Source organism: Streptomyces sp. OZ13 (genome assembly GCF_052068155.1).
In the GTDB taxonomy this organism is placed as follows: Bacteria; Actinomycetota; Actinomycetes; order Streptomycetales; family Streptomycetaceae; genus Streptomyces.
The window spans coordinates 294,123-308,013 of record NZ_JBQHCZ010000007.1; the positions used below are offsets into that span (position 1 = coordinate 294,123).

The window sequence follows — 13,891 nt, forward strand, 5'->3', positions numbered from 1 at the left end:
CGCCCGCCGCGGCCTTTCATGTCCCGCCTCGCAGCGGCGGCTCACGTCACGCCTCGCAGCGGCCGTGCATGTCCTCGATCACGTCACGGCCCTGATCCGCGGCGTGTTCGCCTCTCACGCCTCGCCGCTCGCCGCCCGTCATGCCTCCCCGAGGTCCGAGCTGATCCAGCGCTGCGGGCGCATCCGGATGACCAATTGCTCGCCGTGCTCCTTCCAGGCGAAGTCGACATAGGCGTCGACCTTCGCGGGGTCGAGATAGCGGGCCGAGATCTCCACCAGCTGCTCCTTGGTGGCCGGGACGCTCTCGACCACCGGGCCCTCGACCGAGACGTAGCGGACCGTCGGCTCGACGCGGTCGACCATGAGGGTGAAGCGGCCGGCGGCCTCGATCGCCTTCGCCTTTCGGGAGTCGCGGGCGGTCATGACCCAGATGTCGCCGCCCGGTTCGTACTGGTACCAGATCGGCACCGTCAGGGGCGCCCTGCCGTCCTCCCCCGCGTCGACCGCCAGCGCGGCGACGAGCGGCTCTGCCAGGAACTTCTCTCGGTCCTCACGGCTGAGTGCCACGGGTGACTCCTTTATGCGTCCACGGTCGGCCGCCGTCCGGGCCGTGCCCGGCCGGCATGTCCTTCACTTCAACTGCGCTGCGGCGCTGCCGTGTTCCCGGGTACGCGCCCTCGCGTGTTTCCGTGCGGACGCAGGCCGCCCCGGCCGGGCACGAGTGCCGGCCGGGGCGGATGCGCGGGTGGCGGACGGTTCGCCCGCCGCCGTGTCAGCCCAGGATCGCCAGAGCCTGGTTGAAGGTCTTCGACGGACGCATGACCGCCGCGGCCTTCTCCGCATCGGGACGGTAGTAACCGCCGATGTCGGCCGGCGAGCCCTGCACCGCGATCAGCTCGTCGACGATGGTCCGCTCCTGCTCACCGAGCGTCTTCGCCAGACCCGCGAATGCCTCCGCGAGCTGCGCGTCGTCGGTCTGCCGGGCCAGCTCCTGGGCCCAGTACAGGGCCAGGTAGAAGTGGCTGCCGCGGTTGTCGATGCCGCCGAGCCTGCGGCTAGGCGACTTGTCCTCGTTGAGGAACGTGCCGGTGGCGCGGTCGAGCGTGTCGGCGAGGACCTTGGCGCGGGCGTTGCCCGTCGTCGTCGCGAGGTGCTCGAAGCTCACGGCCAGCGCGAGGAACTCCCCGAGGCTGTCCCAGCGCAGGTAGTTCTCCTTGACGAGCTGCTGGACGTGCTTCGGGGCGGAGCCGCCGGCGCCCGTCTCGAACAGTCCGCCGCCGTTCATCAGCGGGACGACCGAGAGCATCTTGGCGCTGGTGCCGAGCTCCAGGATCGGGAACAGGTCGGTCAGGTAGTCACGCAGCACGTTGCCGGTGACGGAGATCGTGTCCTCGCCGCGGCGGATGCGCTCCAGGGAGAACGCGGTCGCCTCCACCGGCGACATGATCTCGATCTGAAGGCCCTCGGTGTCGTGCTCGGCCAGGTACGTCCGGACCTTCTCGATCAGCCGGGCGTCGTGCGCGCGGCTCTCGTCGAGCCAGAACACGGCCGGGACGCCGGTCGCGCGGGCGCGGGTGACGGCGAGCTTCACCCAGTCCTTGATGGGCGCGTCCTTGGTCTGGCACATCCGGAAGATGTCGCCGGCGCTGACGACCTGCTCCAGCACGGCGTTGCCGGCGGCGTCGACGACCCGCACCGTGCCGGTGACCGGGATCTCGAACGTCTTGTCGTGGCTGCCGTACTCCTCGGCCTTCTGCGCCATCAGACCGACGTTCGGAACCGAGCCCATGGTGGACGGGTCGAAGGCGCCGTTGGCACGGCAGTCGTCGATGACGACCTGGTAGACACCCGCGTAGCTGCTGTCCGGCAGGACGGCGACGGTGTCCGCCTCCTGGCCGTCCGGGCCCCACATGTGTCCGGAGGTGCGGATCATCGCCGGCATGGAGGCGTCGACGATGACGTCGCTCGGTACGTGCAGGTTGGTGATGCCGCGGTCGGAGTCGACCATGGCGAGGGCCGGGCCCTCGTTCAGCTCGGCGTCGAAGGACGCCTTGATCTCGGCGCCGTCGGCGAGCGACTCGAGGCCCTTGTAGATGCCGCCGAGGCCGTCGTTCGGTGTGAGGCCGGCCTTGGCGAGGGACTCGCCGTACCGGGCGAACGTCTTCGGGAAGAAGGCGCGGACCACGTGGCCGAAGATGATCGGGTCGGAGACCTTCATCATCGTGGCCTTCAGGTGCACGGAGAACAGCACACCCTCGGCCTTGGCGCGGGCGACCTGCTCGGTGAGGAACTCGCGCAGGGCGGCGACGCGCATCACGGAGGCGTCGACGACCTCGCCGGGGAGAACGGGCACCGACTCGCGCAGCACGGTGGTGGAGCCGTCGTCACCCTTGAGCTCGATGCGCAGCGAACCGGCGTCGCCGATCACCACGGACTTCTCGGTGGAGCGGAAGTCGTCGGCGGACATCGTGGCGACGTTCGTCTTCGACTCGGGGGTCCAGGCGCCCATGCGGTGCGGGTGCGCCTTGGCGTAGTTCTTCACCGACGCCGGGGCACGGCGGTCGGAGTTGCCCTCACGCAGGACCGGGTTGACGGCGCTGCCCTTGACCTTGTCGTAACGGGCGCGGATGTCGCGCTCCTCGTCGGTCTTCGGGTCGTCCGGGTAGTCCGGCAGCGCGTAGCCCTGCTCCTGGAGCTCGGCGACGGCAGCCTTCAGCTGCGGGATCGAGGCCGAGATGTTCGGCAGCTTGATGATGTTCGCCTCGGGCGTCTTGGCCAGGGCCCCGAGCTCCGCGAGCGCGTCGTCGATGCGCTGTCCCTCGGCGAGGTACTCGGGGAACTGCGAGATGATCCGTCCCGAGAGCGAGATGTCACGGGTCTCCACGGTGACACCGGCCGTCGATGCGTACGCCTGGATCACAGGCAGGAACGAGTACGTCGCCAGGGCGGGCGCCTCGTCAGTGTGCGTGTAAATGATGGTCGAGTCAGTCACCGGGTGCTCCGCTCTCCACGTCTGCAACATTGCTCGACATCAAGATATCCCGTGATCGCCCGCCACTCGACAGGGCCCTGCCGTGCGAGCCGCCCGACGGCCGGTACGGGCGTCAGGGGGCGGTGGCGCACGTCACCGGCGGGCTGGATCGTGGGCCCGCCGGCGCTCGGCCGAGCTAGCGGCCGGCCAGCACGTCGCTGAAGTCCATGACCCGGCCCATCTCCCGCAGGGTCTCCTCGGCGGTCCGCCGGGCCTCCGCGGGAACGTCGCCGCGCTCCTCCACCAGGTCCGCGTAGATCGGTGCCTCGGTACGGTCTGCGGAACTCATCTCGAACAGGGTCCTTTCCCAGGGGTCGCCTCGTGCCGCGCCGACCGCGGCCGAGAGCAGTGACCGAGTGTAGGAGGTGGGGGCGGCGGCCCTGTCGGCGGCCCTTCCTCGCGTCCCGGCCCCCTCCGGGACGCCGGCGCACGGCTGCCGTACCGGGCAGGGGTGTGCGGCCCAGCAGAGTTCGAGAGACGCCGAGGCGCGAGGCGCGTCAGGGTTCGATGAGGCCGGCCCTGATCGCGTAGCGGGTCAGGTCGAGGCGGTCCCGCAGGCCCAGCTTGCGCAGCAGGTTCGCGCGATGGCGCTGAACGGTCTTGACACTGATGAACAGGGTCTCCGCGATGTCCTTGGAGGACTGGCCCTCCGCGACGAGTTTGAGGACCTCCTCCTCGCGAGCGGTGAGGATCTGGTCGGGCGTCTCGTAGCCCTGCCGGGCCCGGTCCAGGTAATTGCGGATGAGAGCGGTGACCGCGCCCGGGTACAGGAACGGCTCCCCGCGCATCGCGGCCCGGCACGCCGCCAGCAGGTCCCGGTCCGCGACGGACTTCAGGACGTATCCGCAGGCCCCGGCCTTGAGCGCCTGGAAGAAGTACTGCTCGTTGTCGTACATCGTCAGCATGAGGATGCGCAGTCCGGGCTGGAGCGCGGCGAGTTCACGGGCCGCCTGCAGGCCGGTCATGCGGGGCATGGCGATGTCGAGGACGGCCAGGTCGACGGTGTGGCTGCGGGCCATGGCGATCGCCTCCGCGCCGTCGCCGGCCTCCGCGACGACCCGCAGGCCTGGCTCACCGTCGAGGATCAGCCGCACGCCGCGCCGCACCAGGGCATGGTCGTCGGCGAGCAGGATGCGGATCTCGTCGGGCTCGGGCACGGCTACGTCACCTCCTTCCCGGCGCGTTCCGTGCCGGCGGACTCCGCGGGGACGGGCGCGGAGCCGTCGGGCACGGAGAGGGACACCAGGGTGCCGCCCGCGCCGCCCGGTGCGATCTCGAGGGTGGCGCCGATCAGCAGGGCCCGTTCCCGCATGCCGCGGATCCCCGCGCCCTCGCGGGCGAGGCCGGTGCCGCGGCCGTCGTCGGCGATGCTCAGCACGACCGCGCCGGGTGTGCGGCGCACGGCGAGCCGGACGTGCTCCGCCTCCGCGTGACGCGCGATGTTGGTCAGGCCTTCCTGGGCGACGCGGTACAGCACCAGTTCCGTCTCCCGTGCGAGCGCGGGTAGTCCGGGGTCGAAGTCGTGCTCGATGCGCAGTCCGGTGTGGGTGGCGAAGTCGGCGCTCAGCGCGGTGAGCGCGCTGACCAGGCCGAGGTCCTCCAGCACACCCGGCCGCAGTCGGCGGGCCAGCCTGCGCACCTCGTCGAGGCTTTCGCGGGTGGTCTCCTGCGCCTGCCGCACCTCGGCCCGCAGGGGCTCCGGGGACCGGTCGGCGACACGTTTCAGCGCGAGCAGCACCGCGGTCATGCTCTGGCCCACCTCGTCGTGGAGTTCCTGCGCGATGCGGCGTCGTTCGGCCTCCTGCGCCGACAGGGCGCGGGCGCTGCTGGTGGCGCGTTCGGTCTCCAGCCGCTCCAGCATGTCGTTGAAGGTGCTGATCAGTTCGGCGACGCCGCCCCGCCCGGGCGGCCCCGGCAGCCGATGGCCCGGCCGGAGCAGGTCGACGGTGGTCATGAGCCGGGTGAGCCGCTCCAGCGGAGCCAGTCCGATGCGCAGCAGGGCAGCGTTGGCGACCAGCATCACACCCAGGCCGCCCACCAGGATGACGGCCTCGGTGAGCAGCACCGGGACCGATACGGTCACCGGCGCCCACAGCAGCAGCGCCGTCGCCAGGCCGAGGACCAGCGCGTTGAGGGCGAAAATCCGCCAGAACAGCGACACGGCGTACCGAACCTCCACAGTCTTCGCGGTGTGCCATCCACTATGGGTCACCGCCGGGCCCGGCCCGCACTCGGGTCGGCTCAGCCTGCCGCGCCACGGGAGCGTGTGTCGACCGGCAGCGGCAGCCATCCGCGCCGGTCACCGGGCCGCGCGACCCCGCACGGCATGCACTGCCGGACCCCCGGTAAATGGGTGCTGGGACCGATGGTGCGGGCTCCGCGCACCGGTGATGGTTGCAGCATGAACCCTTCGCCCTCCCGCCGACCGGCGGGAGCACGGGTTCCGCCGACGGGGACACCGGGTACGCGAGCACACCGCGACGGGACTCCACGGCGTTCGACTCCCCTGGAAGGACTTCTCTCATGTCGCTCGACGCGGCCCGCTCCGATTCCCTTCCCGAACGTCTCACCGCCCACGAGGTCGGTCAGCGTCTCCAGCACGAGCGCAACTCCCGCCTCACGCAGCTGGAGGCGATCGAGCAGGAGGGGAACGACGCGCCGCGCGAGCTGATGATCGCGCAGAAGACGTCCATCCAGCGGGTGCTGACCGAGATCGACGCGGCCTTCGCCCGGCTCGAGGCCGGCGGATACGGGCTCTGCCAGGAGTGCAGGCGGCCGATCCCCGTGGAGCGGCTGGAGATCCTGCCCTACGCCCGCTGCTGCGTCGGCTGCCAGCGCCGGGCGTCGTGACGGGCGCGCTCCCGGTCCTGTCCTTCGTGCACCTGGAGGGGTGACTTCGTGAACCACCGGATCGCCGACGCCGGCGCCGCGCCGCTCTCCGCCGACGACCTCGCGGCGCTGCGCGCCAGCCTGAAGGAGCAACGTGCTTTCCGTCTGGAGCAGTTGGAGCGGTTCACCCGACCGTCGCGGGCCGGAGACGCGCTCCGCCGGCGGTCGGCCTCTCAGCTCGAGGTCCAGGTGAAGCTCAGCGCGTCCGCACGCATGGTCCTGTCCGACGTGGAGGCCGCGCTGGAACGCATGGACCAGGGCCGGTACGGCGTGTGCCATGTGTGTTCGCGTCCCATTTCCCTGGATCGCCTCACCGTCGTGCCGCAGGCCCGCTACTGCGGGCGCTGCCCGCGGGGCGGGGAGGCGGGACGGTGACCGGCTTCGGTGTCCGGCCCGGCGGGCACCGTCGAACGGCTCGGCCGGTGTGCCGGGTCTGCCCGCGCTTCGCCATCGACATCGGCAGTTCCCGCACCCGGGCCTGGTCCCCGGGCCGCGGTGTCATCCTCGACGTCCCCACGGTGACGTTCCCGGGCGCCGACGGCGTGTACCCCGTCCGGCGCGGTGACATCGTCGACACCGAGGGCACCGCCCGGATGCTCGAGCGTCTGTTCCGGCGCCGTGTGTCCGCACTCAGCCGCCCGCTGATCGTCGTCACCACCCCCGTGCTCGGCGGGCCCCGCTTCCGCAGCGCGGCTCTCACCGCGCTCGAGGTGCTGCGTCCCCGTAGGGTCCTGACCGTCCCCACCGCGAAGGCCATCGCCCTGGGAGCGGGCGCGGACCTGGGCCGGCCGCTGCTCGTCGCGGACATCGGCGCGCATGTCACCGAGGTCGCGCTGCTCTGCGACGGCGAGGTGACGGACGCCTACCGGACGGCGCTGGGCACCGGCGACATCGGCGGCTCCGTGACCTTCCGCGACATCACCGGGGCGGTCGTCGCCATGGTCACCGACATGCTGCGGCTCGACGAGTCCGAGCAGACCCTGGACGCCCTGGGGCGGGGCCTGCTCCTGGCGGGCGGCGGCGCGCTGCGGCCGGAGTTCACGTACGACCTCACCCGGAAGTTGCGGGTCCCCGTCCAGCCGGTTCCCGCACCGCACACGGCGGCGCTGCGGGGGGCCTCGCACGTCCTGGAGTCTGCCCACCGCCATCCGGCGACCCACGCGGAGGAACAGGTACCGGAGCGGGGGACGACATGACCGCCCCGGAACCGCGGGCGCAGCCGCCCCCCGTGCGGACGCGCGCAGGGCTGTGGCGGTGGCGGCGCAGCCCTCTGCGTCGCCGCTCCGACGTGCTGCAGGCGTGGACCGGGCTGGTGCTGGCTCTGGCGGTGCCCGCGGCGGCCCCCACGGTGACGGTGATCGTGCACAACTCCGTGCACGGTTCGCTGCGGGCGGACGCCGCGGCCGACGCCCGCTCGCGGGCTCCCGTCGACGCCGTGCTGGTGCGGGACGCTCCCCGCCATCCGGAACCCGGCTCCGAGGAGGCCCGGCACACGCTGTACCCGGCCGAGGTCCGCTACTTCGGCCCCGACGGGCGGCCGCGCACGGGTGAGGCCGAGGTCCGGCCCGGTCTGTCCGCCGGCAGCACCGTCCGCGTCTGGCGCGACGCCGAGGGGCGGCTGACCGATCCGCCCATGACGGCGGGTGAGATCCGCAGCCGTGCTCTGGGGTGGGCGGCCACGGCGGGCGTGGCGGTCGCCCTCACGGGAGCGGGCGCCTACGGCGTGGCGGCGATGGCGCTGGACAGACGGCGCGACGCCGGATGGGAGAGGGCCTGGGCCGACACCGCTCCCCGCTGGACGGCATCGGCGTGAGGATGCGGAACGGGGGCGCCCGGAAGGATCGTCCCGCTCTGCGACGGGGCGCGCGGCGTGGTCGGGAGCTGCTCGTCGGGGCCCGCGGCGAAGGCCCTGCCCGGGTGAGCGGCGGTGGAACGGGTCCGGTCCGGTGCGGTGGGACGTCGGGCGCGGCGCGGACCTCACCTGTGCGGGCTCTTGTCGCGGCAGCCGGGAGCCGCGGGCCGCCGCCGGTGGGGCGGACGCGATCGGGTGATCTTCCCGGCAGCCCGTGTCTCCCGTGGGACCAGGGGTTACGCGTGGCGACATGAACGTAACGACTCATGCTCTTCGCCTCCGGGCCGCACTCCCCGCATGTCTCATCGCCTGCTCGGCCCTGCTTCTCACCGCCTGTGGCAGCGAGAAGGGGAGCGAGGTGAGTGCGCCGGCCGCCGCACCGAGCCCCACGGGCACGGGCAGCCCCACGAGTACGGCGAGCCCGACCGGCTCCCCCAGCCCCACGGGCACCGCCACCCGCCTCACCGACGACCAGGCCGAGCGCCGCGCTCTGGTCCCGGCCGCCAAGGTCACCTGGGACAAGGCTGCCGACACGGCCGTCGGCGAGGTGTCGGGCAGCAAACTGGTCGAGATCGAGCTGACCCGCGCGGAGGCCGGGAGCACCGCCAGTCCCGCGCCGAGCCCCGGCGGCCCCGAGTGGGCCGCCGAGGTGGCCACCCAGGACGGCACCCGCCACACCATCCACATCGACGCCGACTCCGGCCGGGTGCTCCGCTCGCAGCCCGACCGCGAGCAGGACGCCGACGACAAGCGTGAGACCGCCGACCTGCTCGGCAAGGCGAAGGAGACTGCCGAGCAGGCGGTGAAGACGGCGACCGGGCGGAAGAAGGGCACTGTCACCGTCGTACAGCTGGACAGCGACGACGCCGGCAAGGTGATCTGGTCGGTCGACGTCGTCACCCAGGACGACTGGTACAAGACGACCTTCGACGTCGACGCGGCGAGCGGCGAGATCCTGCGCCAGGAGGTCGACCGCGACTGACGCCTCCGCACGAGGCGGGCACAGGAACGGCAGCGCCCCTGCCCACGGTCCGAGGACCGCGGGCAGGGGCGCTGTGCCACGCTCAGTGCCCGGCGCCGAGCCGGCCGGCCAGCCTGTCGTGCATCTCGGCGCTGGGCCTGTTCAGCCCGACGATGGTGACCTTCTTGCCGCGCTGGGCGTACTTGTGCTCGATCGCGTCGAGGGCGGCGACCGAGGACGCGTCCCAGATGTGGGCGTCGGTGAGGTCGATGACCACGTCGTCCGGGTCGTCCTGGTAGTCGAAGCGGTGGACGAGGTCGTTCGAGGAGGCGAAGAAGAGCTCGCCGGTGACCGCGTAGACGGCCTGCTTGCCGTCCGGGTCGACCACGCCCGTCACCTCCGCGAGACGCGCCACCCGCCGGGCGAAGATCACCATCGCGGTGACCGAGCCGAACACGACCCCGATGGCGAGATTGTGGGTGGCGACCACGGCGGCGACGGTGACGACCATGACGGTCGTCTCGCCCACCGGCATCCGCTTCAGCGTCTTCGGCCGGATCGAGTGCCAGTCGAAGGTGGCAGCCGACACCATGATCATGACGGCGACGAGGGCGGCCATCGGGATGTCCGAGACGACCGGCCCGAAGACCACGCACAGCACCATCAGGAAGGCGCCGGCCAGGAAGGTGGACAGCCGGGTGCGGGCGCCGGAGACCTTCACGTTGATCATGGTCTGGCCGATCATGGCGCAGCCGCCCATCCCGCCGAAGAAGCCGGTGACGACATTGGCCACGCCCTGGCCGATGGACTCCCGGGTCTTGCTGGAGCGGGTGTCGGTGAGGTCGTCGACCAGCTTGGCCGTCATCAGCGACTCCATCAGGCCGACCAGCGCGAGGGCGAAGGCGTACGGCGCGATCGTCGTCAGCGTCTCCATGGTGAACGGCACATCGGGCAGGCCGGGCACCGGCAGCGACGAAGGAAGCGCGCCCTTGTCGCCGACGTCGGGCACCGCGATACCGGCGCCGACGGTGATCACGGTCAGGACGACGATGGAGACCAGCGGCGCGGGAACGACCTTGGTGATCCTCGGGAAGAGCACCATGAGCACCAGACCGGCGGCGATCAGCGGATAGACCACCCAGGGGACGTCACGCATCTCCGGCACCTGCGCCATGAAGGTCAGGATCGCGAGGGCGTTGACGAAGCCGACCATGACGCTGCGCGGCACGAACCGCATCAGTTTCGCCACGCCCAGTGCGCCGAGAACGATCTGGAAGAGTCCGCCGAGGATCACGGCGGCGACGAGGTACCCGAGGCCGTACTGCTGGTTGAGCGGCGCGATGACCAGGGCGATCGCCCCGGTGGCGGCGGAGATCATGGCCTTGCGGCCGCCGACGACCGAGATCACCACGGCCATCGTGAACGACGCGAACAGGCCGACGGCCGGGTCGACCCCAGCGATGATGGAGAAGGAGATGGCCTCGGGGATCAGCGCGAGCGCCACCACCAGGCCGGCCAGCACCTCGGTCCTGAAGACCTTCGGCGAGGCGAGCCAGTCGGGCGCGGACATACGCAGCCGGCGTCCTTCGGACAGCGAAGAAGACATGCAACCGTTCCTGTTCGGGCGCATCCGTCCATCCGCTGAACACACGCGCCGACTACTCGACCCCGCCCGAGTCCGGTGCGGAGTATCCGGCGGCCCGGCCTCGGGGGCCTGCCGGACGGGGCGGCTCCCGAAGCCGCCGGTCGGGCGTCATTGCCCGGAAGTCCGGGTCCCCTCCGGGCTGACACCTCGGCGGGGGGCCTCACCGCGCACGGGGCACAGGTCGGGCGTCGCGCCTGAACCATACCCTGACGTGAGGGGAGAGTTCGAAGGACCGCTTGTGAATCGCAGGGCCACCGGCAGGCGGCCCATAGGATTCGAGCTCGTATTCTGGGCCACTTCGAACCATCGAAGACGTGGCGTGAAGCAGAGGAGACGGCAGGGCGATGGCTGAGCGCCAGATGCAGATCGGCGAGGTGGCCGAGCGGACCGGCTTGTCGCTGCGGACGATCCGCCACTACGAGGAGGTCGGCCTCGTCATCCCTTCCGCCCGCAGCAAGGGCGGCTTCCGCCTCTACACCGAGGCCGATGTCGAGCGCCTGATGGTCATCCGCCGGATGAAGCCGCTCGACTTCTCCCTCGACGAGATGCGGGACCTGTTGGAGATCACCGACCGCATCGCGGACAGCGAGGACCCGCCCGCAGCCGAGGAGCGGGAACGGCTCCACGCTCGCCTGGACTCCTACCGCGCGGTCGCCGACGCCCGCTGCGAGAAGCTGCGCGCCCAGTTGGCGGCCGCGGAGGACTTCGCGGCCACGCTGAGGCGGCGGATGGACGCCGCGAGGTAACACCGGGGCCCGGGACCACGCCCCCGGCCGGCCGGGATCGGCGGGGGTGAGCCGAGGTGTCATCGGCCTGTCGCCGGGGGCTTCCTCCGGTCGGCTCAGCGGAACTGCGCGTCCGGTCGCCCGTTCCTACGCTGACCGAATGATCATCAGATTTACTGCACGGTTGGCCTTTTGCTGCGCGACGGCCGTCGCCGCCGGCGCACTCGTGCTGCCGGCGTCCGCCGCGCAGACCGAATCCACGCCTCGACCCGCCTCCGCCGACGCGTCGCCGCTGCACCGGCCGGGCACCCATGTCGGGCCTCTCAACGGGGCTCCCGACCTCCCCGAAGACGTCTCCGCCCTCTCCTGGCTGGTGGCCGACGCTGACACCGGCGACGTGCTCGCCGCTCACGACGCGCACCGCCCATTGCCGCCCGCCAGCACCATCAAGACGCTCTTCGCCCTCACCGCGATCCCGAATCTGGCCGACGCCCCGCCGCACACGGTCACCGAGGAGGAACTCGAAGGAGTGGGCGAGGGAAGCAGCCTGGTCGGCATCGCGGCCGGACGCACGTACAAGCTGGACGACCTGTGGCGGGGGGTCTTCCTGAGCTCCGGGAACGACGCCGTGCGCGTCCTCGCCGAGATGAACGGCGGCTGGACGGCCACGGCGGAGCAGATGCAGGCCAAGGCCCGTGCGCTGGGCGCGTACGACACTCAGGTGGTCTCCCCCGACGGCTACGACGAGCCCGGGCAGGTCTCCTCCGCCTTCGACCTGGCGGTGTTCGGGCGGGCCGGCCTGATGGACCCGCAGTTCGCTTCGTACGCGTCCACCGTCGACGCCGCATTCCCCGGCGGCACCTACGACGACGGCAGCCCCACCTGGACGTACGGCATCAGGAACACCAACCGGCTGCTGACGGGCGCGGACGGGGTGGAGCGATACCCGGGGATCATCGGCGTCAAGAACGGCTACACCTCCCACGCCGGCAACACCCTGGTCGCCGCCGCCCGCAGGGACGGACGCACCCTGGTGGTGACCGTGATGAACCCGCAGTCGGGCGGTGGTCACACGGTCTACGAGGAGGCCCGCTCCCTCCTCGACTGGGGCTTCGCCGCCGCGGGCCGTGCCGAGCCCGTCGGGTCGCTGGAGCCGCCGGCCGTGGAGAAGGACCCACCGGCCGGGCCCGACCAGGCCCCACCGGCCGGGCCCGACCAGGCCCCACCGGCCGGGCCCGGCCCCGTCACCCCGGCCGCCGTGCCGCCCGCTCGGGCCGCCGCCGCCTCGGAGGAGACCGGCACCGGCATCGCGTACGCCTGGGTGGGTGCGTTCGTGGGCGCTTCCGGCGTGGCCGGCGTCCTCATCCTGCGGCTGCGTCGCAGGCACCGTCCGCCGGCGGGTTCCTGATGCTCCGGCAGCCGCCGCGCCGCGGGCGCCTGTCGGCCCCTCCACCCGGGCGTAGGCTCGGTGCATGGGTGACCTGCTGCCGCTGCCGGCGTTCGCCGCCTGCCTCGCCGCGATCATGGGGTTCTTCGCGTGGATCGCGGTCCACGTCCGTCGGCGCGGCCTCGCCGGCGAGGCCGTCCGCGCGGCGTTGGCCTCGCACGACGAGGCGTTCCGGTGACCGCCCATGAGTCCTGCTACGAGGTCCGGGCGCAGGCGGAACGCCAGGGTCAGGCCCTGACCCCGACGGCAGGTGGACGCCGGACCGGGAGGGTGCGAGGCCTGTCGGCTCCGGTGACCGGCTGCCGCGAGGAGCTCGTCGGCGCCGCCGGCTGCGCGGTTCTCGACGGGGTGCCCAGGGCCCGGGGCGCGGTCGCTGACCGTGGCGCACCGGCTCCGGACGGACGAGACGGTCGGAGGACGCCGTGCCCGAACTGCCTGATGTGGAAGGGTTCCGGGAGGTCCTGGCCTCCTGTGCGCGGGGCAAGCGGATCGAACGGGTCGAGGTGCACGACGCCGGTGTACTGCACGGCGTCACCGTCTCGCGGCTGCGCCGGGCGCTCCGGGGCCGCCGGTTCGCCGAACCGGCCCGGCACGGCAAGTGGCTCCTGGCCCGCACCGACGGGCCCACCCTGATGATGCACTTCGGCATGACCGGACAACTGGTGTGCTGCCGCCCGGGCGACCCACCGGATCCGCACGACCGGGTCGTCCTCACTGTCGACGGTGAGGAGTTGCGCTTCCGCGATCAGCGCAAACTGCAGGGCCTGTGGCTCGCCGACGACCCCGACGCCGATGTGGCGCGGATCCTGCACGACCAGGGGCCGGACGCGCTGTCGGTGGACCGGGCCGCTTTCGCGGAACTGCTCTCCCGGCGGCGCGGCCGCGTCAAGGCGGCCCTCACCGACCAGTCCGTGCTGGCCGGACTGGGCAATCTGCTCGCCGACGAGATCCTGTGGCGCGCCGGCCTGCGTCCCACCCGCCGGGCGGACCGGCTCGACGACGACGAGCTCAGGCGGCTGCACACCGAGATGCGGCGCACGCTGCGCTCTTCGGTGCGTGCCGGGCGCGTTCCGCCGCGGAAGTCCTGGCTCACGGGCCGCCGTGACGACAGCGACCCCACCTGCCCGCGGTGCGACGGGCCGCTCAGCCGTGAACGCGTCGGCGGGCGCGGCACGGTGTGGTGTCCGCGCTGTCAGCCGGACGGTTCCTGACCCGCGCGCCGGTGCGGCCTGCGCCGCACCGGCCGTCACGGTGCCGGACGTGTGGGTCAGTGTTGCAGGCGGCCGTTCACGCGCCGGGGAAGTCCGAGCGGGTTGTCGTCGCGCAGTTCCGGCGGGAGCA

General features: G+C 72.2%; 15 protein-coding genes. 9 read left to right on the top strand and 6 right to left on the bottom strand.

Annotated elements, in window-relative coordinates; genetic code table 11:
• Positions 1–138 precede the first annotated feature (138 nt).
• From ACTMTU_RS19165 to ACTMTU_RS19185, 5 genes are all read right to left on the bottom strand, one after another.
• The gene (locus tag ACTMTU_RS19165; RefSeq protein WP_441264694.1) at positions 139–567 is read right to left on the bottom strand and encodes a pyridoxamine 5'-phosphate oxidase family protein; all 429 of its coding nucleotides are present in this window, start codon (positions 565–567) and stop codon (positions 139–141) included.
• 205 nt (positions 568–772) lie between these two features.
• Positions 773–2,992 carry an NADP-dependent isocitrate dehydrogenase gene (locus tag ACTMTU_RS19170; protein ID WP_441264695.1) on the bottom strand — a complete coding sequence of 740 codons (2,220 nt, stop codon included), beginning with the start codon at positions 2,990–2,992 and terminating at the stop codon, positions 773–775.
• 175 nt (positions 2,993–3,167) lie between these two features.
• Entirely contained in the window at positions 3,168–3,320 is a 153-nt protein-coding gene (locus tag ACTMTU_RS19175; protein WP_167306888.1) for a hypothetical protein, read from the bottom strand.
• Between the two features lie 208 nt (positions 3,321–3,528).
• On the bottom strand, positions 3,529–4,188 hold the full coding sequence (locus tag ACTMTU_RS19180) for a response regulator (RefSeq protein ID WP_441264696.1): 660 nt from the start codon (positions 4,186–4,188) through the stop codon (positions 3,529–3,531).
• A 2-nt stretch (positions 4,189–4,190) separates the two neighbouring features.
• The gene (locus ACTMTU_RS19185) at positions 4,191–5,192 is read right to left on the bottom strand and encodes a HAMP domain-containing sensor histidine kinase (RefSeq protein ID WP_441264697.1); all 1,002 of its coding nucleotides are present in this window, start codon (positions 5,190–5,192) and stop codon (positions 4,191–4,193) included.
• Positions 5,193–5,554: 362 nt separating this feature from the next.
• Here ACTMTU_RS19185 and ACTMTU_RS19190 point away from each other — a divergent pair, with 362 nt between their 5' ends.
• The 5 genes from ACTMTU_RS19190 to ACTMTU_RS19210 all read left to right on the top strand — a co-directional run bounded on the left by ACTMTU_RS19190 (position 5,555) and on the right by ACTMTU_RS19210 (position 8,754).
• A complete protein-coding gene (locus ACTMTU_RS19190) occupies positions 5,555–5,881 on the top strand; it encodes a TraR/DksA C4-type zinc finger protein (RefSeq protein ID WP_364600933.1) in 327 nt (108 codons plus the stop codon).
• 48 nt (positions 5,882–5,929) lie between these two features.
• Positions 5,930–6,295 carry a TraR/DksA family transcriptional regulator gene (locus tag ACTMTU_RS19195; RefSeq protein WP_441264698.1) on the top strand — a complete coding sequence of 122 codons (366 nt, stop codon included), beginning with the start codon at positions 5,930–5,932 and terminating at the stop codon, positions 6,293–6,295.
• Entirely contained in the window at positions 6,292–7,116 is an 825-nt protein-coding gene (locus ACTMTU_RS19200) for a rod shape-determining protein (RefSeq protein WP_441264699.1), read from the top strand. The genes ACTMTU_RS19195 and ACTMTU_RS19200 overlap by 4 nt, the downstream gene beginning before the upstream one ends.
• Positions 7,113–7,733, top strand: a complete 621-nt coding sequence (locus ACTMTU_RS19205; RefSeq protein WP_441264700.1) for an Rv1733c family protein — start codon at positions 7,113–7,115, stop codon at positions 7,731–7,733. The genes ACTMTU_RS19200 and ACTMTU_RS19205 overlap by 4 nt, the downstream gene beginning before the upstream one ends.
• Before the next feature lie 397 nt (positions 7,734–8,130).
• A complete protein-coding gene (locus tag ACTMTU_RS19210) occupies positions 8,131–8,754 on the top strand; it encodes a PepSY domain-containing protein (RefSeq protein ID WP_441264701.1) in 624 nt (207 codons plus the stop codon).
• A gap of 82 nt (positions 8,755–8,836) precedes the next feature.
• Here the strand turns inward: ACTMTU_RS19210 and ACTMTU_RS19215 are convergent, their stop codons facing one another.
• Positions 8,837–10,339 carry a SulP family inorganic anion transporter gene (locus ACTMTU_RS19215; RefSeq protein WP_441264702.1) on the bottom strand — a complete coding sequence of 501 codons (1,503 nt, stop codon included), beginning with the start codon at positions 10,337–10,339 and terminating at the stop codon, positions 8,837–8,839.
• Positions 10,340–10,722: 383 nt separating this feature from the next.
• On the opposite strand from ACTMTU_RS19215, the gene ACTMTU_RS19220 reads away from it, so the two are divergent.
• The 4 genes from ACTMTU_RS19220 to ACTMTU_RS19235 all read left to right on the top strand — a co-directional run bounded on the left by ACTMTU_RS19220 (position 10,723) and on the right by ACTMTU_RS19235 (position 13,761).
• Entirely contained in the window at positions 10,723–11,124 is a 402-nt protein-coding gene (locus ACTMTU_RS19220; protein ID WP_441264703.1) for a MerR family transcriptional regulator, read from the top strand.
• 139 nt (positions 11,125–11,263) lie between these two features.
• Positions 11,264–12,511, top strand: coding sequence for a D-alanyl-D-alanine carboxypeptidase family protein (locus tag ACTMTU_RS19225; RefSeq protein WP_441264704.1), 1,248 nt, complete (start codon positions 11,264–11,266; stop codon positions 12,509–12,511).
• 64 nt (positions 12,512–12,575) lie between these two features.
• On the top strand, positions 12,576–12,728 hold the full coding sequence (locus ACTMTU_RS19230; RefSeq protein ID WP_441264705.1) for a hypothetical protein: 153 nt from the start codon (positions 12,576–12,578) through the stop codon (positions 12,726–12,728).
• Between the two features lie 244 nt (positions 12,729–12,972).
• Positions 12,973–13,761, top strand: coding sequence for an Fpg/Nei family DNA glycosylase (locus ACTMTU_RS19235; protein ID WP_441264706.1), 789 nt, complete (start codon positions 12,973–12,975; stop codon positions 13,759–13,761).
• Positions 13,762–13,891 lie beyond the last annotated feature (130 nt).